The 25,948-nt window shown below is 35.0% G+C and carries 20 protein-coding genes and 1 tRNA gene; 13 read left to right on the top strand and 8 right to left on the bottom strand.

Annotated elements, in window-relative coordinates:
* Window positions 1-197: 197 nt before the first annotated feature.
* Window positions 198-270 (bottom strand) — tRNA-Met (locus tag WBG07_RS18550).
* Between the two features lie 242 nt (window positions 271-512).
* On the opposite strand from WBG07_RS18550, the gene WBG07_RS18545 reads away from it, so the two are divergent.
* Both WBG07_RS18545 and era read left to right on the top strand, forming a co-directional pair.
* A complete protein-coding gene (locus tag WBG07_RS18545) occupies window positions 513-2,036 on the top strand; it encodes a Na+/H+ antiporter NhaC family protein (RefSeq protein WP_340203525.1) in 1,524 nt (507 codons plus the stop codon).
* A gap of 42 nt (window positions 2,037-2,078) precedes the next feature.
* Entirely contained in the window at window positions 2,079-2,963 is an 885-nt protein-coding gene (gene era, locus WBG07_RS18540) for a GTPase Era (RefSeq protein ID WP_340203523.1), read from the top strand.
* A 17-nt stretch (window positions 2,964-2,980) separates the two neighbouring features.
* On the opposite strand, the gene WBG07_RS18535 is transcribed toward era, so the two are convergent.
* Window positions 2,981-3,484: a GTP-binding protein gene (locus tag WBG07_RS18535; protein ID WP_340203521.1), complete on the bottom strand. Its 504-nt coding sequence runs from the start codon at window positions 3,482-3,484 to the stop codon at window positions 2,981-2,983.
* A 223-nt stretch (window positions 3,485-3,707) separates the two neighbouring features.
* On the opposite strand from WBG07_RS18535, the gene WBG07_RS18530 reads away from it, so the two are divergent.
* The 5 genes from WBG07_RS18530 to WBG07_RS18510 all read left to right on the top strand — a co-directional run bounded on the left by WBG07_RS18530 (window position 3,708) and on the right by WBG07_RS18510 (window position 10,878).
* Window positions 3,708-4,919, top strand: a complete 1,212-nt coding sequence (locus WBG07_RS18530; RefSeq protein ID WP_340203519.1) for a M57 family metalloprotease — start codon at window positions 3,708-3,710, stop codon at window positions 4,917-4,919.
* A 34-nt stretch (window positions 4,920-4,953) separates the two neighbouring features.
* The gene (locus WBG07_RS18525; protein WP_340203517.1) at window positions 4,954-6,168 is read left to right on the top strand and encodes a M57 family metalloprotease; all 1,215 of its coding nucleotides are present in this window, start codon (window positions 4,954-4,956) and stop codon (window positions 6,166-6,168) included.
* 146 nt (window positions 6,169-6,314) lie between these two features.
* Window positions 6,315-7,619, top strand: coding sequence for a ribosome biogenesis GTPase Der (gene der, locus WBG07_RS18520; RefSeq protein WP_340203515.1), 1,305 nt, complete (start codon window positions 6,315-6,317; stop codon window positions 7,617-7,619).
* Between the two features lie 144 nt (window positions 7,620-7,763).
* Window positions 7,764-10,487 carry a PAS domain S-box protein gene (locus WBG07_RS18515; protein WP_340203513.1) on the top strand — a complete coding sequence of 908 codons (2,724 nt, stop codon included), beginning with the start codon at window positions 7,764-7,766 and terminating at the stop codon, window positions 10,485-10,487.
* Window positions 10,474-10,878: a response regulator gene (locus WBG07_RS18510; protein WP_340203511.1), complete on the top strand. Its 405-nt coding sequence runs from the start codon at window positions 10,474-10,476 to the stop codon at window positions 10,876-10,878. Before WBG07_RS18515 ends, WBG07_RS18510 begins: the two co-directional genes overlap by 14 nt.
* A 186-nt stretch (window positions 10,879-11,064) precedes the next feature.
* Here WBG07_RS18510 and WBG07_RS18505 read toward each other — a convergent pair whose 3' ends face one another.
* From WBG07_RS18505 to WBG07_RS18485, 5 genes are read right to left on the bottom strand one after another with little or no spacing between them, the layout of a single operon-like run.
* Window positions 11,065-11,871, bottom strand: coding sequence for a TPM domain-containing protein (locus WBG07_RS18505; protein ID WP_340203509.1), 807 nt, complete (start codon window positions 11,869-11,871; stop codon window positions 11,065-11,067).
* Window positions 11,868-12,317, bottom strand: a complete 450-nt coding sequence (locus WBG07_RS18500) for a TPM domain-containing protein (protein ID WP_340203507.1) — start codon at window positions 12,315-12,317, stop codon at window positions 11,868-11,870. Before WBG07_RS18500 ends, WBG07_RS18505 begins: the two co-directional genes overlap by 4 nt.
* Window positions 12,317-12,931 carry a LemA family protein gene (locus tag WBG07_RS18495; RefSeq protein ID WP_340203505.1) on the bottom strand — a complete coding sequence of 205 codons (615 nt, stop codon included), beginning with the start codon at window positions 12,929-12,931 and terminating at the stop codon, window positions 12,317-12,319. The genes WBG07_RS18500 and WBG07_RS18495 overlap by 1 nt, the downstream gene beginning before the upstream one ends.
* A 22-nt stretch (window positions 12,932-12,953) precedes the next feature.
* Window positions 12,954-13,283 carry a MerR family transcriptional regulator gene (locus tag WBG07_RS18490; protein WP_340203503.1) on the bottom strand — a complete coding sequence of 110 codons (330 nt, stop codon included), beginning with the start codon at window positions 13,281-13,283 and terminating at the stop codon, window positions 12,954-12,956.
* The gene (locus WBG07_RS18485) at window positions 13,283-14,263 is read right to left on the bottom strand and encodes a peptidoglycan DD-metalloendopeptidase family protein (protein ID WP_340203501.1); all 981 of its coding nucleotides are present in this window, start codon (window positions 14,261-14,263) and stop codon (window positions 13,283-13,285) included. Before WBG07_RS18485 ends, WBG07_RS18490 begins: the two co-directional genes overlap by 1 nt.
* Before the next feature lie 217 nt (window positions 14,264-14,480).
* On the opposite strand from WBG07_RS18485, the gene alaS reads away from it, so the two are divergent.
* From alaS to WBG07_RS18455, 6 genes are all read left to right on the top strand, one after another.
* Entirely contained in the window at window positions 14,481-17,096 is a 2,616-nt protein-coding gene (gene alaS / locus WBG07_RS18480) for an alanine--tRNA ligase (protein ID WP_340203500.1), read from the top strand.
* A 90-nt stretch (window positions 17,097-17,186) separates the two neighbouring features.
* On the top strand, window positions 17,187-17,804 hold the full coding sequence (locus WBG07_RS18475) for a hypothetical protein (protein WP_340203499.1): 618 nt from the start codon (window positions 17,187-17,189) through the stop codon (window positions 17,802-17,804).
* Between the two features lie 52 nt (window positions 17,805-17,856).
* Window positions 17,857-18,804, top strand: coding sequence for a GSCFA domain-containing protein (locus WBG07_RS18470; RefSeq protein WP_340203498.1), 948 nt, complete (start codon window positions 17,857-17,859; stop codon window positions 18,802-18,804).
* A 39-nt stretch (window positions 18,805-18,843) separates the two neighbouring features.
* The gene (locus tag WBG07_RS18465; protein WP_340203497.1) at window positions 18,844-19,467 is read left to right on the top strand and encodes a DUF4230 domain-containing protein; all 624 of its coding nucleotides are present in this window, start codon (window positions 18,844-18,846) and stop codon (window positions 19,465-19,467) included.
* 353 nt (window positions 19,468-19,820) lie between these two features.
* Entirely contained in the window at window positions 19,821-22,355 is a 2,535-nt protein-coding gene (locus tag WBG07_RS18460; RefSeq protein ID WP_340203495.1) for an ATP-binding protein, read from the top strand.
* 11 nt (window positions 22,356-22,366) lie between these two features.
* Complete coding sequence (locus WBG07_RS18455) at window positions 22,367-24,442, top strand: hypothetical protein (RefSeq protein WP_340203493.1); 2,076 nt, start codon at window positions 22,367-22,369, stop codon at window positions 24,440-24,442.
* Window positions 24,443-24,521: 79 nt separating this feature from the next.
* Here WBG07_RS18455 and WBG07_RS18450 read toward each other — a convergent pair whose 3' ends face one another.
* Window positions 24,522-25,196, bottom strand: coding sequence for an SH3 domain-containing protein (locus WBG07_RS18450; RefSeq protein WP_340203490.1), 675 nt, complete (start codon window positions 25,194-25,196; stop codon window positions 24,522-24,524).
* Window positions 25,197-25,948: the final 752 nt, after the last annotated feature.

The raw sequence follows: 25,948 nt of genomic DNA, 5'->3' as shown, positions 1-25,948 counted from the left end.
TCTAGTAGTGGGAACTGCCCCGACGCATCGGGGGAACCAGTGACCTTATTAAATCAAAAAAGCTTCAGATTTCTCCGAAGCTTCTTAGTAGCGAGAACTGGACTCCCTTCGATTACACTCAGGATAAACTTCTCGTCCAGTTCATTTTTCTGTAAAATAAAAAAAGTCAAAACAATAATGCTTTGACTTTTCCTTAGTAGCGGGAACTGGACTCGAACCAGTGACCTTCGGGTTATGAGCCCGACGAGCTACCTACTGCTCTATCCCGCGATATATGTTTATTATGTCTTAAAAAGACGTTACTTTTAATTTTTGACTCCGAAAGGGTAGGTACCCTGTCCTGAGCTTGACGAAGGATACTGCTCTATCCCGCGATATTGGAAGGCAAAGATACAACCATTTTTACAATAGACAAATGAAAAAATAAAAATTTTAGAGTTATTTTTTTTGACATCAAATGGAGAGATTTAAGAATGGAATCTCATCACAGTTTCAAATAATCTTTCTATTTTGTGTTGCCATTTACGGCTTCGTTTAATCTAGCTTATAGCATCTCTATGGAATATGGTTTTCTTTCTGTTTTACCACCTGTTGTAGCAATAATTCTTGCTTTAAGAACTCGTCAGGTTTATATCGCATTGCTTATGGGTATTTGGTTTTCTTGGATAATCATTCATCAGTTTAACTTTTTAACGGGTACAGTAGCCGCTATTGAGGGAATGGTAAATGTATTTAAATCTGAAGGCAACACAAGAACTATTATGTTTAGCGCGCTGGTGGGATCCTTATTACTCTTTATTCAATATTCTGGTGGGGTTCAGGGTTTTATTAACTGGCTCACAACAATTATCAATCGGTTAGAAAATAAAAAAGCAGGATATAGCAGGGTAGTAGTCCAATTATTGGCGATGGCTACTGGAATCTTACTATTTGTAGAAACCAGCATTAGTTCGCTTACTGTAGGCACTCTTTACCGTCCGGTATTCGATAAAATGAAAATCCCCAGAGAAAAACTAGCCTATATTGCGGACTCAAGTTCGGCACCTTCCTCTATATTGATACCGTTTAATGCGTGGGGAGCTTTTATAATGGGGTTGTTATTAACTCAGGGTTTTGAGAATCCCTTTGAACTAATGCTTTCCTCCATTCCTTATAATTTTTATCCAATACTTGCTATCGCTATTGTGTTTTTGGTGATTTTCTTTAAAAAAGACATCGGCCCTATGGCAAAGGCAGAAAAAAGAACTAGGGAAACTGGTAAATTGCTTAATGAAAATGCCAAACCTATGATTTCTGAAGAAATCACCTCTTATGCATCCAAAGAGGGAATTACCCCAAAAGCGTTTAATATGATAGTACCATTGGCGGTGATGGTCTTAATGATGCCCGTAAATCTAGCTTCTACAGGTTGGGCAGCAGTGAAAAGTTCAGACTCTTTTATAGATCATTTATTTCAGGCAATAGGTCTAGGTTCTGGTTCTTCCTCTGTACTCTATGCGGTCTTAACGGCAATTTTAGTGAGTATGATCATGTACCGTGCTCAGGGAATTATGAAAACGAAAGAAATGATTGACCTAGCCTTAAAGGGAATTAGTGAATTAATGCCATTAGCCTTATTAATGTTACTGGCTTTTGCTATTGGAAATGCCTGTAATGCATTAGGTACAGGAGCGTTTATTGCAGATTGGTCTAAAGAGTGGTTATCTCCAGAGTTTTTGCCCGCTATTATTTTTGTAATCAGTTCTTTTATCGCGTTCTCTACGGGAACCTCATGGGGTACATTTGCCATAATGATGGCTATTTCATTACCTATGGCCGAAGTACATCAAGCGCCAGTACCCTTGGTGATTGCTGCTACTTTGGGAGGAGGTGTCTTTGGAGATCATTGTTCCCCTATCTCAGATACTTCCATTATTTCATCCATGGCATCTGCCAGTGATCATATAGATCATGTAAATACACAGTTGCCTTATGCAATTATTGGAGGTGTACTCACCACAATGCTATACCTGCTTTTAGGTTTGATGGCAGGATAAATAAACAATGCGCTATCTTTGCTTTGAATTTTAAGAATAACTATGGCACACAAGGCAGGTTTTGTAAATATTATAGGAAATCCCAATGTGGGGAAGTCTACATTAATGAATGCTTTTTTGGGAGAAAAGTTCTCCATTATTACCTCAAAAGCACAAACCACGCGTCATCGTATTCTTGGAATTATCAATGGAGACGATTTTCAAATGATTTTATCGGACACTCCCGGCATCATTAAACCTGCCTACCAGTTACAGGAGGCAATGATGGATTTTGTAAAGCTGGCGTTTGAAGATGCAGATGTATTGATCTATATGGTGGAGATTGGTGAGCAAGAGCTTAAGGATGAGGCTTTTTTTAAAAAAATCACACAAACTAAGATCCCTGTTTTACTACTACTTAATAAAATAGATAAATCCAGTCAGGAAGAATTAGAAACGCAAATGCAATTATGGAAAGATAAAGTTCCTAATGCGGAGGTTTGGCCTATTTCTGCATTGAAAACTTTTAATATCCAGCAGGTTTTAGACCGAATTGTTGAATTGCTTCCGGAAGCACCAGCTTATTACCCAAAAGATCAAATAACCGATAAACCTGAACGTTTTTTTGTAAATGAGGCCATTCGTGAAAAAATTCTGCTCAATTATAAAAAGGAGATTCCGTATGCGGTAGAAGTAGACACCGAAGAATTTTTTGAAGACGAGAAAATCATCAGAATCCGCTCTGTAATAATGGTAGAAAGAGAAAGCCAGAAAGGAATTATCATCGGGCATAAAGGAAGTGCTTTAAAAAGAGTGGGAGTACAAGCACGTGCCGACCTTGAAAAGTTCTTTGGGAAACAAATTCATCTAGAGCTTTACGTTAAGGTAAACAAAGACTGGCGCAGCAATGCAAATCAGTTAAAACGTTTTGGGTATAACCAGAAATAAGGCTTAAAAGCTTACTTTTATTTAATGGTTTTAAGGGTGTCCTTCATGAAATTGTGCAGAAGATGCATCTGTTCCTTTCCTTGGGATTTCCCTATTCTTCCAAACAAGTAAAGTCCAAACCAAAGAATAACCATAAAAACACATACAGCAGTTTGTAGAGCATAAGGTTGCTGTATAGACCAGTTGCTATACCCCCAAATGCCAAAAATTACAAATACCGTGGCAATGCCAAAGTGAAGGAAGATAAAAAAAGTCCATAAGGTAGGGCTGGGACCAAAAAGTCCATAAATTTTACTCTTCTCTGCTTCCTCTTCCTCTTCCACCACTTCTAAATGCAATTGCGGAGACCAGAAAGAAGTATGCTCTTCATCAAAACGGATAAAAACATGGTCACCTGCATTTTTAATTTTAAAAGGACTCTTTAGCTCATTTTTAAACGCTTCAATAACACTATTTTTCTCCCATTCGGTTTCCAGCTGAAAACGAGGTCTGAGTACGATATCATTTGCACTAGGTTTCATACCCTTAAGTTACTTATTTTTTAGGAAATGAAAACTAGGTTTATACACAAGTGTATATAATTTCATTGACTTACTTGATAAATAATTCCACTTGTTTTCCTAATAATAGCAATTATTACATCTAGTTTTCTCTAGTAAATTAATTGCATGATATTTAGCTTCTAAAGAATTTAAAATTGATCCTTGTAACCTTGGCTGTATCAAAGTAATGAATCTTTTTTTTATGGAATTTTTACAAAATTGTAATCGGACTTATTTTTTAACGGTGAAAACAGAATGTCGAAATCTGTTGTTTCTTTCTGTGTTTATGGTATTTCTTGTCTCCTGTAAAGAGGAAGGTCCGGCAGACAGATTAGGAAGATCTGAAGAGGTGATCGAACAAAAAGTAGCTGAAAATGAAGGACTGCTTTTAGCTCGTTACTTTACAAGAGAAGAATTGGTAGAAGTAAATCGAGGTACCAACGGTATCGTAAAACTGTTTTTTGTTTATCTAGATGAGGGTTTAAGCCAAGAAGGCAAGGCAAATTGTTTGGAAGGTATAAAACGCTTTAATGACTTGAGACTCATGTTTCGTCTGGAAAGAACATTGAACCCGAAAAAAGCCCATATCAAAACTGTACTTGTTAAGTCTGGGGATATTGGAGGAGTAGACGCCAGAACTTTGTACCCCAGAGGAGGATTTCCAGGGACCCTTATTAAATTAAACAATACGCTTTACAACAAAACCGTAAGTAAGCTTCCCGGAAATATGGCTAGTATGTTTACGCACGAATTAGGTCATGCCTTTGGGTTTATGCATATAGACCATGCAGATAACAAATTAAGCTGTGGAAACAAAAAATATGTGGAGGAAAATTCACATAAGGCCAAACCGGTAGATGGAACAGCTTCTTCTATTGCTATTGATAACTCTTTTATGCTGGCATGTATGGATAAAGATGAAGATAGGCCAGTGTTATTAATAGACCAAATAGCGATTTATAATATTTACGGCCGTTATAATGATGTTGGGGTGCCTTTTTTAAGGTACAAAGGAAAAAATGGGTATAGTAATTACTATACCTCAGATTATGACGAGCTTATGGAGGGTAATGAAAATTACGAAGCGGAAGGTATTATAGGTAGGGTTTTTCTTGAAAATGAAACAGCCAAAGACAGGATACCTTTGGCTTATTACTACAATGCAATAACCAAAGACCATTTTTACACCAATGTTTTAAGTGAATTAGGAATGGGTAAAGACGACTATGAATTTGTACGATTGTATTATATGTATCAGGAAACAGACGGAAAGTCGCGTGTACCTTTAATTAGATTTCACAATCAGGAAGAACAAAAACATTTTTATACCTCAAATCCTACCGAAGCTTATGAGTTGCAAAATGATAAATCTTGGCGTTACGAAGGTGTTATTGGGTATCTTAATGCGAATTAGGAAGTAAGAATTTTAAATAGCTAGATTTTCAACTATGAATACAAGAAAGTATTGCCAGATAGTTTTACTTGTTTTTATGGTAATCCTGACTTCCTGCGAAAATAAAAAGTTGGCTAACGGCTTTAAAAAATCTGGAGTAACAGTAGATGAAGAAGAAAAGGTAGAGGGTAGATTGGATAAATCTAAAGGTTTAGAAATAGAAAAAGATAACAGTATTCCTGTTATTGAAAGATACTTTATTAGGGAAGAAATGGTATCTGTGAATTATGGTGCAAATGCTAAGGTAAAAGTATTCCTTGTTCATCTGGATGAAGGTTTAAGCAAGCAGGGGATTGCAAATTGTTTGGAGGGAATGAAACGTTTCAATGATCTTCATTTAATGTTTCGGCTTATGAGAACTAGAAACCCACAAAAGGCACATATTAAGGCAATTTTAAAGGAAGCCCACGAGATCGATAATTTTTATGCAAAAACACTGTATGCAAACAACGGAATGCCGGGAAAGTGGATTAAATTAAATAAGTCCTTGTATGGAGGCAATGGAAGGAGTCTTCCCGTAAATATGGTAACGGTATTTGCGCATGAATTAGGTCATGCTTTTGGCTTTGCCCATCTTGATTTTGCCGATAATAAGTTTAGCTGTAATCATTTGGCATATAAGGAAAAGCACTCCATTGCTATTAAATCAGTGCCAGGTACGGGCACTGCTGAAAATGTAACTAATTCTTTTATGCTGGCATGTGTGAACCGATATGAAAATCGCCCTCTATTATTGCTAGATAAGATAGGTATTTATAATGTGTATGGTCGCTACAAGAATGAAGGATTGCCCCTCTTAAGATATAAAGGCAAAAATCAACATGGTTATTACTACACTACAGATTACAACGATCTAGGAGAGGGTAATGAAAATTATATATCAGAAGGAATTATTGGAAGAATATATTTAGAAAATACAAAAAATAAGACTAGAGTTCCGTTGGCTTATTATTTTAATGTAAAAAGCAAAGATCATTTTTATACCACAGATTTGAGCGAACTAGGAATGGGTAAAAGGGGGTATAAATTTGTTAGGCTATATTATCTCCATGCAGATGCAGATGGAAAATCTCGTTTACCATTAATTGAATTCTATAATTCCTCAAAACAACACCATTTTTACACCTCAGACGCTGCCGAAGCCTACGAGTTACAAAATGATAAAACTTGGCGTTATGAGGGTGTTGTTGGGTATCTTAGTGCAAATTAGAACGTAGGTAAGAATTAAAAAATATAGCCATAAATCTTTTAAATATTGAACTCTTTTTGTCGCTACAAGTCTTATTTTATAATAACCTTTTTGTAACCAGCATTGTTGCTAAGAATATAGTACCTTTGCGCCATTAAATTTTTAGTATGAGTGCTATTGTAGCCATTGTAGGAAGACCCAATGTAGGGAAGTCAACGCTTTTTAATAGAATGATCAAGCGCAGAGAGGCTATAACCGATTCCATAAGTGGAGTTACCAGAGATAGACACTATGGTAAAAGTGATTGGAATGGCAAAGAATTTTCATTGATAGATACTGGAGGGTATGTAAAAGGAAGCGATGATGTTTTTGAAAAAGAAATAGACAAGCAGGTAGAACTAGCCATTGATGAGGCAGATGCTATTATTTTTGTAGTAGATGTAGAAACCGGTTTAACAGGTATGGATGAAGACGTGGCAAAACTACTGAGACAATCCAATAAACCTATTTTTTTAGCAGTTAATAAAGTAGATGACGCTACTAGAGCCGCAGATGCCGTAGAGTTTTATGCGTTAGGGCTTGGAGAGTATTATACTATTGCAAGTATAAATGGAAGCGGTACAGGAGAGCTTTTAGACGCAGTAGTTCAGGCACTCCCGGAAACAGAAGAGGTTGAAGAAGACGATTTACCGAGATTTGCTGTTGTGGGGAGACCCAATGCAGGCAAATCATCTCTTATAAATGCATTAATTGGAGAAGAGCGGTATATAGTAACCGATATTGCTGGAACTACCCGAGATAGTATAGATACCCGTTATAATAGATTTGGATTTGAATTTAATTTGGTGGATACTGCGGGAATACGTCGCAAAGCCAAAGTAAAAGAAGACTTAGAATTTTATTCGGTGATGCGTTCTGTAAGGGCTATAGAGCATGCAGATGTCTGTTTATTGGTGGTAGATGCTACCCGTGGATTTGAGGGGCAAGACTTGAATATTTTTTGGTTAGCAGAGCGAAACAAAAAAGGTATAGTTATCTTAGTCAATAAGTGGGATTTAATGGAAAAGGAGACCAATACAACCCGCGATTTTGAAAAAATGATTCGTAAGGCAACAGAACCGTTTACAGACGTACCTGTAATTTTTATTTCCGTACTTACCAAACAGCGAGTTTTTAAAGCAATAGAAACTGCTGTGTCTATTTATGAAAGTAGGTCCAGGCGTATTTCTACTCGTAAATTAAATGATGTGATGCTTCCTATATTAGCCAATACGCCACCACCGGCTACCAAAGGAAAATACATAAAAATAAAATTCTGTACACAATTACCAACTCCAACCCCACAATTTGCATTCTTCGCAAATTTACCTCAGTACGTGAAAGATCCTTATAAGCGTTTTGTAGAAAATAAACTACGGGAACATTTTGATTTTCATGGAGTTCCAATTCAAGTGTTTTTCCGTAAGAAATAGATCGTATTATTTTAATAACTTCAGCAGTTCTTGATTTACTAAACTTTTAGAAATAACTCTTTTTTACGGTTTTCCCGTAACACAAGACAACTCATATTAACTACATTTACCTTCCTAAAGGGCCCTCCTCGTAGCTAAGCGTTAATGAAGTTTCCAAAATCCAATCGACCGTCAGGAGTAGATCCTATCGAGGGTGGTCATCAATTAAGACAAGAGTTTTATGAATTGTTAAGCATAGATTATGCTGTTTTTGAATTCCAAGAGATATTTGGTTTAAATGGTTTGTGGTACTGGAATCCAGCAAACACATGGAATCGTTGGGCAAGTGGTACTTTCTGGAAAATGATGGGGTACAGCCCTTTTGATCAAATGAATAGATCTGCTATTTGCCAAAGTATCATCAGAGCAAATAATCTACAGTTGCTTATGTCTGATGATTCAGAAATTGAAAATGATCAGGATGAATTACCGGTAAAACAAATAATTTGTAAAACCAAGAATGGAAATACGTTGTTTGTGCAATGGGTTATGAAAAGGGTGCAACATCCTGTGCTTCAGGAAACTCGTATGCTTGCGGGATTTAGCGTAAAAGAAGATTCTATAACCAGAGAACTTAACAGAAACAGCCACCTCAAGTTGCTTATTGAAAAAAGTGTTATAGGAACATGGGAATGGAATGTGAATACTGGTGAAACTATTTTTAATAAGCAATGGGCTCAAATAATTGGATATGAATTGGAAGAATTGGCACCTATTTCTATTGATACTTGGTTAAAATATTCACATCCAGACGATCTTGAGGTGTCTAGGCAAGCAGTAGACGATTACTTTTCTGGAAAAACAGATCAGTACGTTTGTAATATCCGTATGAAACACAAAGACGGGCATTGGGTTTGGGTTAGAGACAGTGGAAAAATCATTAGTCGCAACCACAAAGGAGAACCAGAATGGATGGTGGGTACACGCCTTGAGATCACCAAACAAAAGAAAAATCTGGATCAGTATTCTCTTTTTATAGAAAATGCTCCAAGCGCAATAGCCATGTTAGATACTAATTTATGTTATCTGGCACATTCTAAGAAATGGCTCTCTGATTATGGAGTTAAGGAGAGTAGTCTTATTGGAAGATCGCATTACGAAATATTTCCGGAAATCCCGCAAAGATGGAAAGATGATCATAGAAAATGTCTCAAAGGAGAGGTGTTGAGATCTGAAGAAGATTATTTTATACGCAAAGATGGTAAACTTCAATATACCAATTGGGAACTGCATCCTTGGTATGACGACGGAGGTGAAGTGGGGGGTATTATTATGATGACTAGTGATATCACTAAAATAAAAGAGGCAGAAGTAAAACTAAGAATAAGCGAAGAAAGATTTAGAAGTAGTTTTGAAAATGCTGCTGCCGGGATGGTGATAGTTGATTTAAACGGCATGTTTCTTGAAGTAAATAATACCTTCTGCGAACTTATGGGGTATAATCCTGATGAGCTTTTAAGTACTAATTTTTTAGATATTACACATAAAGACGATCTGGAGGAGGATCGTAAAGCGATGAAATATCTCAAAGAGGGTACAATTCCTTTTACACACTTACAGAAGCGATATATACATAAGAACGGTGAGCATATACAGGTGGTGCTTTCGGTGTCTATGGTACGTAATGAGTTTGAAAATCCGCTGTATTATGTGGCGCAGATTTTAGATGTTACTCCAATGGTTAAAACCCAAAAGGCGCTGCAACAAACACTAGCTAAATTAGAAGCTATCTTGGAAGCAAGCAGTGAAGTGAGCATAATAGGAACGGATACTGAGGGTAAAATAATTCTTTTCAATAAAGGAGCGGAGAACCTTCTTGGATATACAAGAAGTGAGGTTATAGGTATTTTAACTCCAGATGTTTTTCATGATGAATTAGAGAAAGAAATACAGCTTAAGGAGTTGATTAAAGAAGGATGGTATCCAAAAACCATGCATGATATCTTTAGTACAAAGATTCTAGAAGATGGATTTTATACTCAGGAGTTCACTTATATAGAGAAGCATGGAAAAAAAATACCAGTATTGCTAACCATTACGGCAATTAAAGAAGAAGGTAAAGTGGTAGGGTATCTTAAGGTTGCTGTGAATATTGAGAAAAGCAAACAAAAAGAAGCAGAGATAAATAAATTATTGGAGGTTACCAAAGATCAAAATGAGCGGTTAAAGAATTTTGCTCATATAGTGTCTCATAATATGCGTTCTCACACGGGAAATTTGCAAATGTTATTGAATTTATATCGGGAAGAAGAGACAAATGAAGGTAGGGAAGAAATCCTAAAGTTACTCAATTCTGCAAGTATCAGTCTTAGTCAAACCATTGAACATCTCAATGAGATAGTGCAAATCAACACCACTGTAGAGGAAAATATGGTTAGTATTGGTTTACAAAATATGCTTATTGATGTTTTAGGTAATCTTTCTTACATTACAAGCGATAATAATTTCAATATCATCAGTAGTATTTCATCTAAGATAAAAGTCACCGGGGTCCATGCTTATGTAGAAAGTATATTCTTGAATATGTTAACTAATAGTTTTAGATATAAAAGACATTCACAAAATAGTTTTATAAAGATAACAGCCAGTATTAAGGGAGCAGAAGTCTTATTAGAATTTAAAGATAACGGGCTGGGTATAGATCTTGAAAAGCATGGAGATAGGTTATTTGGGATGTATAAAACTTTTCATCAGCATGAACAATCCAGAGGTATTGGTTTATTTATCACTAAAAATCAGGTAGAAGCTATGGGAGGAAGGATAGAAGTAGAAAGTGAAAATAATAAGGGAACTACCTTCAAAATTTATTTAAAAAATGGCGAAAATTGATATTGCATGTTTAATAGATGACGATCCTATATTTGTATTTGGAGCGAAAAAAATGATGGAATTAGCAAATTTCTGCAATCGTTTTTTGGTTTATAAAAATGGAGACGAAGCCATTAAAGCACTTTCTGCGATTTTGAAGTCTCAAGAAGGATTTCCAGATATTATCTTATTAGATCTCAATATGCCCATTTTAGATGGATGGCAATTTTTAGACGAGTTTCTCAAAATTGAAGTACCTAAAAAAATCCTTATTTACGTGGTCTCCTCTTCAAAAGATCCATCGGATATAAATAGAGCAAAATCCTACAAACAAGTTAATAATTTTGTAGTAAAACCTATTTCAATGGATGATTTAAAAGCAATTATTCAAGACGTAGAACTCACTGATTAATTCTGGTGCCTTACTTTCTGGCTTGTATAGATTTCCAGAAAATTATCTTTTTTGAGGTAGCGGTAGCACCTTTATTTTTGGATAAGGAAGTCTCAATGCTTACATGTTTTATTTGAAGAGCACAATGTTTTCAGCAATTTGAGTGTAAATTTCAACCCTATTTATAGGTAGAGTGAATGGAAGTTACTACCAACTACCTCCGGCACCACCACCGCTAAATCCACCACCTCCAAAACCACCTCCGAAGCCGCCTCCGCCTCCAAAACCGCCTCCGCCTCCAAAACCGCCTCCGCTATCGCCAAAGCCTCCCCGTCCCATATTGCTCAAGATAATAATATCAGAAAGATCCATGCCGCGGCGGTTACCTCGGTTCCCACCACCACCTCTTCTATTTCCTCTGGAAAGTATAAATACGATGATGATAAAGAAGAATACAATAAAAAAAACAGGGATTCCTTCTGACTGTTTAGAGGTTTTACGCGTGCCCTTATAAGCGCCTGTCAAGACCTGAAAGATAGCATCTGTACCTTTGTTTAGCCCCATATAATAGTCACCTCGCTTGAACTCAGGAATAATAACATTTCTTACCAATTCTCCTGTAATACCAGCGGTTAATCTGTCTTCAACCCCATAACCAGGTGAAATCCAAATTTTTCGTTCTTTTTCTGCTAACAGAATAACTACTCCATTATCTTCTTCTGCTTGTCCAATACCCCATTTTTGACCCCATCTGGGAGCCAATAATCCTATATTCTCTCCTTGTAGGCTTTCTATGGTAATAATAACAATTTGAGTAGATGTAGAATCAGAATAGCGAACCAGTTTATCTTCCAGATATTTTTGTTGAATTTTGGTAAGTAACTTCGCGTAGTCATATATGCTAGTTTGCTCACTTAAAATGGGAGCATCAGGAATGGTAAACTGCCCATAAACCGTTGTTCCGGCTATGAGAAATATATAAAAGAAAAGAAAACTAATTTTAAGTACTCTCATGAAGTGCTTTTAGAAATTTCATCAGAAAGTTCATTGCTATTTCCGTTATCCCACGGAAAATGTTTTTCCAGTTCGGCGCCAGCCATTAAAACACCTTCTACTAAGCCTTGTTTAAAGCGTTTGTGTTTAAAATGCGCTTGTATTACATCTCTTGTACGATTCCAAAAATTCTCTGGGACTACTGCATTAATGCCATGATCTCCATAGATTACAAAGTTTCTGTCGTCTACCGCAATATAAATAAGAACCCCATTTCCTAATTTTGTATTGTCCATTTTTAACCAATGAAAAACCTCTTTTGCATGTGTCATTGCATCTTTGTCTGTATGTCTTTCTATATGCACACGAATTTCACCAGAGGTGTTACCTTCCGCTTTGCGAATGGCTGCTACTATTTCTTTCTCTTCAGCGGCGGTTAAAAAGTCTTCTACTTTAGAGCTCGGCATTAGTCAAATTTAAAATCAACATCTACTGGCTTTTCAGCACCAGGTTCAGAATCAAAATAAGGTTTAGTGGCACCATCAAAACCTAACCAGCCAATTACCATACTATTTGGAAATGTCCTCAGGTGATTGTTATAAGGGGCAATAGCCTCATTATATCGGGTTCTGGCTGTTTGTATCGTATTCTCTGTACTGGTAAGTTCATCTTGTAGTTTCAGGAAATTCTGGTTCGCTTTTAAATCAGGATAACGTTCAACACTTACTAGCAAACGGGACAGCGCTCCACTTAAACCACTTTGCGCTTCATTAAACTGTTTTAATTGTTCTGGTGTAATATTTTCTGGATTAATAGTGGTAGCAGTTGCCTTGGCACGGGCTTCAATAACTTCTCTAAGTGTATTACGCTCAAAATCTGCCGCTCCTTGTACCGTTTTAACCAAATTGCCAATCAGGTCATTTCTACGCTGATAGGAGGTTTGTACATTACCCCAAGCTTTTGAAACATTTTCTTCTAATGCAATTGCTTGATTATTTACACGTACCACAAATCCTGCAAACAGAAATCCCATTACAATAAGAATACCAATAATAATTACAGGGATAAGCCACTTTTTCATTTTGTCTTTTTTAATAAGGTTGTTATAGTTGTTCTTTGATTTTTAACAAGGTAGTTTTAATTCCCTCCAATTTACGAATAATCTCAAAATTGGAGAGTGTTTTCTTCTTTTCTTCTTTAAGATGAATTTTAGCACCTTCCAAAGTAAAACCACGTTCTTTTACCAAATGATATATCAGTTGTAGATTTTTAATGTCTTCTGGAGTGAACTTCCGATTACCTTTTGCATTTTTTTTAGGTTTTAAGATGTCAAATTCTTTTTCCCAAAAACGAATGAGCGATGTATTCACATTAAAAGCATCAGCCACCTCGCCAATACCGTAATATCTTTTTTCTGGAAGCTCTATATGCATTAATCCAGAGATTGATTTTCTTGTGTAGCAATCTGAAGCATAGATTGAAATTCTTCCGCAGTTAAACTTCCGTAGTAGAAATTAATAGGATTAATACGTTCTTTATCCTTAAAAATTTCATAATGAAGATGCGGGGCTTGAGACCGTCCAGTACTACCCACAAATCCAATAAGATCTCCACGTTTTACCTTCTGACCCTTTTTTACGTTGTATTTGCTCAAATGCGCATAGAGGCTAATATATCCGTAATTACCATGCTGAATACGGATATGTTTACCATAGCCCGCAGAGCTATTATCTGCTCTCACTACAGTTCCATCACCACTGGCGTAAATAGGAGTGCCCCGTGGAGCTGTAAAATCCATACCGTAATGAAACTTTCTTGCTTTGGTAAATGGGTCAGATCTCCAACCATAACCAGAGGCCATTCTGGTAAGATCTTCATTTCTTATAGGTTGTATAGCTGGAATTGCCGCCAAAAACTTTTCTTTTTCAGCACCAAGCTTCGCTATTTCATCTAAAGATTTGGACTGTACTACTAATTGTTTTTGTAGAATCTCAATTCTTTTAGTGGTGCTAATTACAAGATCAGAATTATTGTAACCGTCCAGTGTTTTATAACGGTTAATTCCTCCAAACCCCGCTTTTCGCTGCTCGTCAGGAATAGGGTTGGCTTCAAAATACAAACGGTATAAGTTGTTATCTCGATCTTCCAAATTAGCCATCACTGCTTCTATCTGCTTCATCTTTTTATTCAGCAAATCATATTGCAGTTCCATGTATTGTAATTCCCTTCCTTGGGAAAGCTCTTTTGGAGTATTGATTAAATTGGTGTTCAACACCACTAGAACAATAAGAAAAGCAAATAATAAGGAAGCCGTTATAAATAAGGCTACGTTGGTTACTTTCCGACTCTTTTTAGGCTCTATTTTCCGGTAGGAAAGTGTATCTGAATCGTAATAATATTTTACTTTAGACATAACTTAAAAATATTCTATTTTTGCATTCCAAAGTTAGGTTGTGTTTGGTTTATGATTTGAGTAACGAACAAATATAGAAATTGTTTTTTGAAGAGCGGATACATTCACAATCTGTTAAGATTATATTAAGAATTAAATATTCTTTTTAAAAACGTAAAATTGAATAAGTTTTATAGGCAGAAGCCTGTATGAATTCCTGAAGAAAACTAAGAGAAGGATGAATTCCAAAGAAATAAGAGCACGTTTTTTAAACTTTTTTGAAGATAAAGAACACAAGGTGGTTCCCTCTGCACCCATGGTTATTAAAGATGACCCAACTTTGATGTTTACCAATGCGGGAATGAATCAGTTTAAGGAATACTTTCTCAACAACGCAACTCCCAAAAGCAAGCGGGTAACAGACACCCAGAAATGCTTACGAGTAAGTGGTAAACACAATGATCTGGAAGATGTGGGTATGGATACTTACCATCATACCATGTTTGAAATGTTAGGCAACTGGAGTTTTGGTGATTACTTTAAAAAAGAAGCTATTGAGTGGGCGTGGGAACTGCTCACCAAGGTTTACAATATAGATAAAAATCGTCTCTATGTATCGGTATTTGAAGGTGCAAAAGAAGAGGGGCTTGAAATGGATAAAGAAGCCTTTGATTTGTGGAAAGAGATTGTTCCAGAAGACCGCATCATTATGGGGAACAAGAAGGATAATTTTTGGGAGATGGGAGACCAAGGGCCTTGCGGGCCATGTTCTGAAATTCATGTAGATATTCGCTCAAAAGAAGAACGCATCAAAGTACCTGGCCAAACCTTGGTAAATAAAGACCACCCGCAGGTGGTTGAGATATGGAATCTGGTGTTTATGCAGTTTAATAGAAAAGCAGATGGACATCTGGAGAAACTCCCTGCACAACATGTAGATACAGGCATGGGCTTTGAGCGCTTGTGTATGGTGTTGCAAAATGTGACCAGCAATTACGATACGGATGTTTTTACGCCCTTAATTAGAGAAATAGAAACTATAACCGGTATAAAATATGGTGATGATGATAAGACAACCATTGCTATTCGTGTAGTTGCAGACCATTTAAGAGCAGTTGCTTTTGCCATTGCAGATGGGCAGCTCCCCGGAAATACCGGAGCAGGATATGTAATCAGGCGTATTTTGAGAAGAGCTATTAGGTACGGATTCACCTTTCTCAACACCAAAGAACCTTTTATTTATAAAATGGTGCAAACCCTCAGCAATCAAATGAGTGATGCGTTTCCAGAATTAAAAGCGCAGAAAAATTTAATTACTAATGTGATTCGGGAAGAAGAAAATTCTTTTTTAAAGACCTTAGATCAAGGTTTATTGCTATTAGATAAAATCATAAAAAATGTAAAGGGCAAAACCATTAGTGGAGAAAAAGCATTTGAGCTTTATGATACTTACGGGTTTCCCAAAGATTTAACGGCTTTGATTTTAAGAGAACGCGGACTGGAATTGGAAGAAGCCGGATTTGAGGCGGAAATGCAAAAGCAAAAAGAACGTTCCAGAGCAGCTACTGCCATAACTACAGATGACTGGATAGATCTCAAACCTACAAAAGAAGAAGCTTTTGTAGGCTATGATACGCTTAAAACCAATGTACACATCTGTAAATACAGAAAAGTAACCTCTAAGAAAGAAGGTGCGTTGTTTCAATTGGTATTTGACACTACCCCATTTTATCCCGAAGGTGGAGGACAGGTGGGCGATAAAGGATATTTGGAAGCGAAAGATGGAGGGGTTACCTATATTATAGATACCAAGAAAGAAAATAATTTAATTGTACATTATACTAAAAGCCTTCCCAGAAATGTGGGGCAAACTTTTGAAGCAGTAGTAGATGCTAAGCAACGTACGCGAACTGCTTCTAATCATACCGCAACCCATTTATTGCATCAGGCGTTACGCAGTATATTAGGCACGCATGTAGAACAAAAGGGATCTATGGTGCACAGTGGCTACTTGCGGTTTGATTTTTCGCATTTCAGCAAACTCACGCCAGAAGAGCTCACACAAGTAGAACATTTTGTAAATGCTCGTATTCGTGAAGGTTTGTTGCTTCAAGAAGATCGAAACATGCCTTATCAACAGGCAATAGATAAAGGCGCGATGGCGCTGTTCGGAGAAAAATATGGAGACAATGTACGTATGATTCGTTTTGGAAACTCTGTAGAACTTTGTGGAGGCACACATGTGGCTAGTACGCGAGATATCTGGCACTTCATAATCAAATCTGAAGGTGCGGTTGCTGCGGGAATTCGCCGGATAGAGGCGATTACCGGAGATGCTGCTATTTCATATTTTGATGAGCAAACACAAGCGTATGGTGAGGTGAAAAGCTTGTTGAAAAACCCAAAAGAACCTGTAAAGGCGATTAGAGAGCTTCAGGAAGAGAATGAAAATTTGCGAAAGCAAGTAGAAAGCTTCTTAAAGCAAAAGGTCAAAAACCTAAAAGGAGATTTAAAAAAACAATTGCAAAGGATCAATGGGGTACAGTTTTTAGCTACAGAAATAGATTTAGCTCCATCGGCGATTAAAGATTTAGCTTTTGAAATGGCAAATGAGGAAGAAGATTTATTTCTTTTGTTTGCTTCCCAAAATGGAGAAAAAGTAATGCTAACCTGTTACATCAGTAAATCATTAGTAGCTTCCAGAGAGTACAATGCAGGTAAGGTAGTGCGAGAATTAGGAAAGTTAATTCATGGTGGTGGTGGCGGACAGCCTTTCTTTGCTACAGCAGGAGGGAAAAACGCAGGCGGAATTCCAAAAGTTCTTTTGAGAGCACAAGAATATATTGTTTCATAAATTAAAAATAATTAGAAATTAGTTAATTTTAGATTGCTATCTTTGGATATTTTAATTAAACCCTTTATATTTAGGGATATTTAGGTAATAATGGAGCCAAACGAAAACGCACAAGAATCCATCGCTAAGCAGACGCTAACTGAAGCGCGGCAAGTGGGTATGGAATCTTTTGGTCTTACTGATAGTCAAGTGAATAATTCAAAATTCAGCCCGGAGGTTTTAGTTACTATGGAGGCATTACAAATGCTCAACCCAACAGCGAATACTGAAGAAATTTTTGATCAAGCTATTGAAAGGTCACCTGTTTTACCTGTTAATGGAAATTCTATAGAAGATGCAGAATCAATCTTTGATGAGTTGAGTGGCATTATGGATATTCCACTGCCACCAGGCGTAGAACCATTGCAAGGAACAGACATAGACGAGTTTATGAAATTCGCCATGCCCAATGAGGTAGAACTTATTGGAAAACTTCAGGAAACGGTGAAAGCGGAAGAAAGTTTGAGTCAAGCAGCTGCTAGTATACCAGAAGTAACTTCTTCTCCTGTAAAAGAGGAACAAAAAGCGGGTACACCTTTAGACCTTTCTGCGTTTACTAAGCTAACTACTCCTGACAAAATGAATGTAAACGACGATAAAAAGCCTAAGGCTAAGAGAAAAAGTACAGAACAAAAATCTGCTAAGCCTAAAAAAGGAAGAGGTATGTAAAAATGCCTAAAGCTAAATTTGGTCTTTTTAGCTAAACGAACGTTGCCCATAAATGAAATTTAGCACCCCAGTACCCTTATATCCTGAAAAAGAACAACTATCCTACCATTCTAACATACTTTTATTTGGTTCTTGCTTTTCCAATCATATAGGCAATAAGCTTCATTATTATAAATTCAAAAGTTTAAGTAATCCCTTTGGTATTGTGTTTCAACCACCTGCTCTGGAGAAATTAATTGTTAGAGCTATTGACGAGATTTCTTTTACTAAAGAAGATCTTTTTTTTCTAAATGAGCGTTGGCATTGTTTTGAAACACATTCTCAATGCAGCAGTACGGATGCTACAGTTATGCTGGAGCGTTTGAATACCTCTTTAAAAGTCACTCATAATTTTTTACGTACTTCAAGTCACATTATTATTACATTAGGAACTGCGTGGGTGTACAGACATTTGGAAACAGATGCATGGGTGGCTAACTGCCATAAAGTTCCGCAAAAAAAATTCGCCAAAGAACTACTTTCCGTAGTAGAAATAAAAGAAAGCCTAGAAGCTATTGTTTCACTCATCAGGTTAGTAAACCCTAAAGTACAACTTATATTTACTGTTTCACCTGTTAGACATTTAAAAGATGGCTTTGTAGAAAATCAACGCAGCAAAGCACATCTCATTGCCGCAGTGCATGAATTGGTTGCGCCCGGTAAGCACCAGCATTATTTTCCTGCCTATGAATTAATGATGGATGAGCTGCGGGACTACCGCTTTTACGCAGAAGATATGATTCACCCAAACCAAACAGCTATTAATTTTATCTGGGAGCAGTTTCAAAAAGTATGGATTGCTGAAGAAACCAGTAGCACTATGAAAACTGTTGCCTCCATACAAGCTGGGTTGGCACATAAACCTTTTGATTTGAATTCAGTAGCCCATCTAGATTTTAAGACCCAGTTACAAGAGAAAATCAATACGTTAACAAAAGCGTACCCATTTATAAAGTTTTAGAAACCCTGCTTTGCGATTGTAAAGCAAAATGAGCCACTTATGCGAAAAATACTTTTTGGAGTTGTTATAACGTTATTACTTTTGTTAGTATTTAGGGAATGTGAAAGTCAAAGAAACCAAAAACAAATACTAACAGAGAGTTCGCAGCTTATTCAAGAACAGCTTACAAACGTGAGCAAATTGGTAGTTACGGAAGGAAATTTTACAGAAGTTTATCGCTATAAAGATGCTAAAGAATTATTTGGGAATCTGATTTCGGCGGAGAAAAAAGCGCTGGTTGTGGTAAATGCTGAGGTACAAGTAACGTATGATTTGAGTGCATTACAATTTGAAGTGGATAGTCTGAATCAAGTATTGCGTATTACCTCCATTCCTGCTCCGGAATTAAAGATTTTTCCAGATTTTGAATATTATGATGTGCAAGCCGATTATCTAAATCCGTTTGCAGCAGAAGACTACAACCTCATAAAAGAAAATGTAAAAGCTTCTTTACGAAAGAAAATAAAAGCTTCAAAACTCAAAAAAAATGCGCAAAACCGGCTTTTGAGTGAACTTTCTAAGTTCTATATTCTTACCAATTCTTTGGGCTGGACATTAGAGTATCAAGGAGCAATAATTAAAGATCAAAGTACATTGGAAGAAATTCCTTTGGAGGGGTTTTAGTAAAGCGGTGCGTTTGAGTAATTTTTAAAGAAGAGAATTATTTCAATGTATTTAAGGTTGATGGTGAGCTCTGAAGTCAAGGGTTTCTGGAATGAGGACAATGCTCTTTAGAACTATGCTTTATGGGAACATGAGGCTTTTAAAAATCGGATATTTAGTAAATTCATATAAACTTTTCATAACCTTCTTTAGTTTAAGATACTCGGGAATCTAGTTTTTAAAATGGGTTTATATTACTGGTTTAAACCTTGTTTTATTTTTTGATTATGGTATACCATAATCAAAAACAGGTATTTATACTTACTTTTCTACCATTCATAATTTATAAATTACAAAGATTAATCTTTATTATTATGTCAGAAGAAAAGAAGTTGAGCTTACCTAATTCTATTAATAACTTTTCTGCCCGGATAAAACATGTTTATATAGAGTTAAAGGATTATAGATTTTTTCATAGTCCTTATAGTGATCAGCTCGATAGAGAAAATGAAATTGATTCTCGATTTATTGGTCGAAGAAAGGCTAAGAATAAGGTCATCGAAATTTTACGTAGTTCTAAAACGCAATCTGGCGCTTATTTGGTTGCAGGATATAGAGGCATGGGTAAGACAAGTTTGGTGCGTCGAGCAATCTCTCAATTTAATAGGAATGAGTTAAAAAATAGTGAAGAAGAAAAAGGGAAAAAAGGATTGCATAAGAATGAAAATTTGGAAAACATTAGTAGAACGGATAATACATCAATCTTAAGGCGAATTTTAATTTTAGATATAGTTTTTTTGGTATCCTTTTATTTAATAAATATTAGTAAACCTTTTGAAATAACCCAAGTAATAGTTTTATTATTAATTTTTCTTTTAATATTTTCTATAACGGATTTTATTGAATTTTGGAACTATAAGCCTTATATATCAAGTATTAAATATTATAAAGTATTTGAAATAAGTTTGGCGGAAGATTTTGTATCGGAAAAAGACATTTTAAAAAGAATTACTATTGCTTTATTAGAATTTTGGAAAGATGAGGTAATAGGGGCAAAAGGAGATTATTTTAATAGGCCCATATATAAGCCCTTTAGGTGGTTGTTTGGTTTATTTACAAGTAATAAAAAAGAAGTATCAAGGAGCGAAATTTATAAAGAACTCAAAGTTCTATATCAACGAATTGATTCTAGTTTAAGTTATGAAACAAGGAATGAGCTTACCGCAAATCTTGCTGGTGATGAATCATATAAAATAATTCCGACTTTAGGTTTCAGACGAACCAAAGGGAAAAATAATGTGTATCCTATTGCATCTGCAAAAGAGATAGAACATGAGCTTATTAGAATTTTAAAAGATATAGATAAGTTTCGAAAGAAAAAAAACTCAATAGCTATTCCTAATTTCATTTTTATTATCGATGAATTAGATAAAATTGAAATCCCAAGCAGGAGAGATGTAAAAGGAAAGGAATATGAGTCGTATTCATCTAAGATACCAGATGATGTGCAATCTATCAGAGAAAAACAACAAGCAGTTGCTGTTTTATTGGGGAATCTCAAAAATTTTTTAAACGTAGTAAAAGCCAAGTTCTTTTTCATTGGCGGTCGTGAATTATATGATGCTTCACTTGCTGATATTGCAGACAGAAACTCTTTTTACAGTAGTATCTTCAATCAGATTATCTATATAAATTCTTTTTTTAAAGATAAAATTGAATCACGGGCAGGGATCACACAAATGATTGAAAATTATCTGATGCGACTTATTTTGTCAGAATCAAGCGTTCCGGATACTGAAGAATATAAGGATCTTAATTATTCATTAAAAGATTTACAGTATAGATTATTCTTTGAAAATGATGAGCATAAGGATAGGCAAAAGGGAGAAAACAAGTTATTTATTAAAACCATTAAAAAATATAAACCAAAGTCAAACAATATAAAAACTCAAGAAGAGCATTTGACAGGATTGAAGGATGGAATTGCCAAAAATGAAGATTCCGTTGGGGTGTATAAGGGGAACTATGAGTATCAAATGATGAAATATAAAATCATTTTCCTTTTACAGAATTACATTATTTATCTCACCTATAGAAGTAATGGAACCCCCAAGAAAATGGTGTCTTTAATAGAATCTATTATCGTGCCAGAAGGAGATTGGGAAAATCAAGATGAAAATTTTGTTCTAAGACATGAGGATGGCGAATCTGAGGATGAAAAAAATAAAAGCCTCTTTTTAAGGTTTAAGTTTGATCATCAATATGAACTAAATCTGACTTCCCAGATGTACCGCCCTTTTCTAATAAATAATAGTAGGCATTTAAAAGCTCTAGGAGACAAATTATTATTTTCTAATGCTTTTATTTTTGATCATATTCTTAAATTCCATCAATTTGGTTTTTCATGGAGAAATCTGGAATTGATTCCAGAAGTCATATTAGTAAACCGAGAGCCTAATTTAAGGCAATTTATTAAAGATCTTATCAATTATCTTTCTAAGAATCATATTAGAGAAACGGTAAACGGCATCTTCCATTATCGATTTTATAATAGGGTGAAATCTGAGATAGTGTATTTATCAAAGATATCAGATTTAAGTTCTGCTGCATTTAATTTTACATTAGATGAGTCGCTCCAAATAAAAAAACACTATAGATATAAATTATTAGCATTGCAGGAAAAATATGCCGATTACAGACCCATTCCAGGAGATAATCAATTTGTTACGGCATTATTTTTCTTTCAAACTATTTTAGGAGATTTACATTTTTATGACAAAGAATATGATGAAGCTCTTGTGTACTATTCAGAATCTATTCAACATGTACAGTTGCCAAAAACTTCTTCTGCAGATGTCACTTATAATCAATTAATTGAATGGTTTGTAAATGTATTAAAACAGGCTTAACCTTAGAAAAGATGAGATCTTATGATTCTGCCATGATCCATTATAGTAAGCTTATGAGACGTATTGAGTTACTGTTTAATGAAAACAGTAACTACGGCAATTATGGAAGAATTCAAGATGAGAAGTTCAAGACAAGTGATAGAGACGTTCAATTATTTATAGTTCCCTTTGTAGCTTATCTGGCATTAATAGAAAAAAATAGAAACGACGGTATTACCTATGCAAACTTAAGAGATATTGAAAAAAGAGTGATGTCTTTAATTCAATTTGATAAATTGGAATCTGAATTGGAAAAAGATGAAAGTGAGTTAGATATTTATAGAAAATTAACTTTAGCTGCAGATTATTATAGCAATGTAGGGAGTCTTTTGTATTATAAAAATTGTCAGTTCCCAAATGTTATCAAATATGATTTTTTAATTCAAAGTAAAAATCTTACTATTATCTTAGATCAGTTGTATGATTTGTATCGAAATGATGAAAGAAGTTTTATTCCCACTACGAGTGCTTATGTCTACTACTACAAATCCATATATTATTTTAATTTGTTTTTTAGAAAGCGGATACTAAATTCAGGGAAAAGGGAATTTTTTAGTACTTGTAAAAATTCAATTGACAAGCTTAATATTTCATTACTACCTTGCTATCTTCTGCCTGAATACAATGATTATATAAATGCTAATAAATATTATTATTTGGCAAACATAACTTCTAAATTTTCAGATGTTATATATTCCAACATTCATTCCAACAATTTATATCCAACAGATTACATCAAAGAATTTAATTCTATTCCAAGCGAGAATATTTTGGATACCGATATTAAAAAGGAACGAGTTAAACATCTCATAAATAGTTTTGTGAAAAAAGAAAATAAAGTTGAATTAAACGTCTATTTTTCTTTAGAAACAGTGCTAGAATTATTAGAAGTCTCTGCTGGTTTGTATAGTAAAGCTGGCAAAGTTAAGAGTAGTACATTTCAATATAAAAAAATGTTATTTATTCTAAGAGAGTGTGTTTATATTTATACCTCAAAAGATTTCAATTCTTCTGACAATCTTATAGAATGTGCCAAAAATATTGCTATCAAAATTGCACGTTTAATGACGTTAACTGCTGATATTTCTAATCGCCCTCAAATTTTAAAGTATCGTGAGCTTTTTGATACCGTTTCTAAGGAAGATAGAAATCGCGCGTTAATCTATTTGAATACTTGTGATGTTGAAGTTAAAGAGGCTATTATGTTGGTTGAACACATAAAATCAATTGTAGAAAGAAATAAAGGAAGTGTAAAGAAATTGACATTCATGAATCACTTTATATCACCTTTTGGAAACATCAGCAATCGGTATGTTAGAATTTTTGAATTGGAATATGTACATCTTAGAAATAAAAAAATAGCTTTATCGGAATTTGAATATATTGATTTGTTTAGCCCTAATTATCAAATACATTTAAAGGATTTTCGAATTGATTTTTTAAATTGTCGAATAACGTTATTTCAGAGAGAAAAAGAGATTCATTTATTAATGTTTTTAATAAAAGAATCAATCTTTGCCTTAAGAGAGATTATAAGATCTATTCATATTTATGGTTTGAATAATGTAATAAGTTATTCTTACTTAGCCAATATGCACTTGGAATTAGGAGATTGGTGCGCTGCTTATAGAAACTTAAAACAGTTTTTAATTTTAAATGAAGATTCATTTCCTAACCATATGGAAATATTGGAAAATGAAATCAAAAGTCTTATTGGTAATCAATCTATGGCGTATTTAGAGCCTAATTATCATTATGAAGAAGCCATTAAAAACTTTGAATTAGCTAAAAGTCTTCACAATGAGGGTAGAACCTATAAGGCGAACACTCATAATCTATACTTTCTGGAAGACGATTTTAACGACAATTTGCGTCATTTTATAATAGCGTTGGAAAGATTCCGAGTTAATAGTGGAGATATTGACAAAAAGATTAAAAAGGCTAAAAGTATTGTTAGACATTCTAAATTATATCAATATGAATCTTATTTTCCATTAAAAGCGAATGACAGTGACTCTGAAAGTAAAAATGGGATTCAAAGCAATTAAATACGAAGTCAGACAATAGTAATTGGCAGGAACTCTTTTAATCAATAGCAGTATGAAGTATGAGCAGATACCAACTCAATTAACAACCCGCTGGATTAAAAAACGAAGTTATTTTCCATTCGCCATTTATCTTCTTGACAGACAATTCTTTAAAATAACCATCACTCATAGAAGTAAAATCACTCACTATGTAACCTTTCTTACCATTTGGTAAAACAATTTGGATCCAGTGATACCCATCTGCAAATTTAGAACTCTCCTCCGTCATATTTACGATACTACAATTACATCCGGTTTTGGTAAAGCTTAGCTGGGCAATTACCCTTGAACTAGTGCTGGCATCTTCCCGCACATTTACATTTTCTCCCAGAACCACCAATTCATTCTCGCTATTGTGTTTTTGATACCAAGAAGGGGCTTGAAAAAAATATTTCCCATTTTTATCAATACGTGCAAAACCAAATCGAGTAATATTTCTTAGAATACCCCACCAATAATTATTTTGGTCTTTGCTAAAGTGATTGTTAATAAACTCCTGCTTAGGGCAGGCGCCACAACCACCAAAGCCATCTTCAACCGTATCTGCAAGAATTGGCACTAAGGCATCTACATCTTGCGTTTCAATAGCTTTTAGGAGCTTCATCTTAAAAGCAAAGAAGGCAGCGTCTTTATAAGATTCATCATGAAACAAATCGTTTTGCGCAGAAAGTAGCAGCGAAAAAAATAAACAGCAGAGAAGAGGGTAAGTTTTCATAAAATAAATATAGAAAATATCCTTGAAATGTATGCTTAATTCTAGAAGCTTGTTTTAATTGAGTGTATAAAGAGTGTTATATCTTCCCTAAAGTATGAGGATTAGTTCAATTAACTATATAGCCTGGACTGGCTAGTCGTATAAAGCTATTATTTGATAAAAAAACCCCGCCAAAGCCCTAAAAACAATGGCGGGGATAAAATCGGTCTAAAACTTAAGAATGAATAACGTTTAAAAAGACCGATTCTTGGTAGCATGGTTTGCTATCAATTGATCATAGGTATTTGTATGCTGCTTACAAATCTTAGATCGATGCAAGGGAAGCAATTATAATGCCGAAAAGTATCTTGAATACTGTTATGATAGCTACAAAAGAAATTCTTAAAACACGTAAGTTATTTAATGTAAATTGATTAGCAGGTATTAAAGTGTGGTAGTATTCTTTACAATAGTCTGAAGTGCTCTACTTTTTTATTCTGTAAAGTGTGTATTTTGAGAAAAAGTGTGTAAAAAAAGAGGTAATTTTTACACGGTTTTTACGGTTTGGGATGGTAAAACCCAAAAGCATCCAGAGATTTTGGAGGTTAACGGAATATAAAAGCTATTCTTCGGGAAAAGCTTAGAATAAATAAAAACCGTGTCTACTATACGTTACAGATCGTGTATACTCGATACATTATTGAGACCAGCTCAATTTTTATCTTATGGAAAGCAGGATTCTTTAAAAATAAAACGATTTTTATTTTTGCTTA

Source organism: Ascidiimonas meishanensis (assembly GCF_037782385.1).
Classification (GTDB): domain Bacteria; phylum Bacteroidota; class Bacteroidia; order Flavobacteriales; family Flavobacteriaceae; genus Ascidiimonas; species Ascidiimonas meishanensis.
Note: the sequence above shows the minus strand (reverse complement) of the source record. Positions and strands in the feature narration are given on the sequence as shown.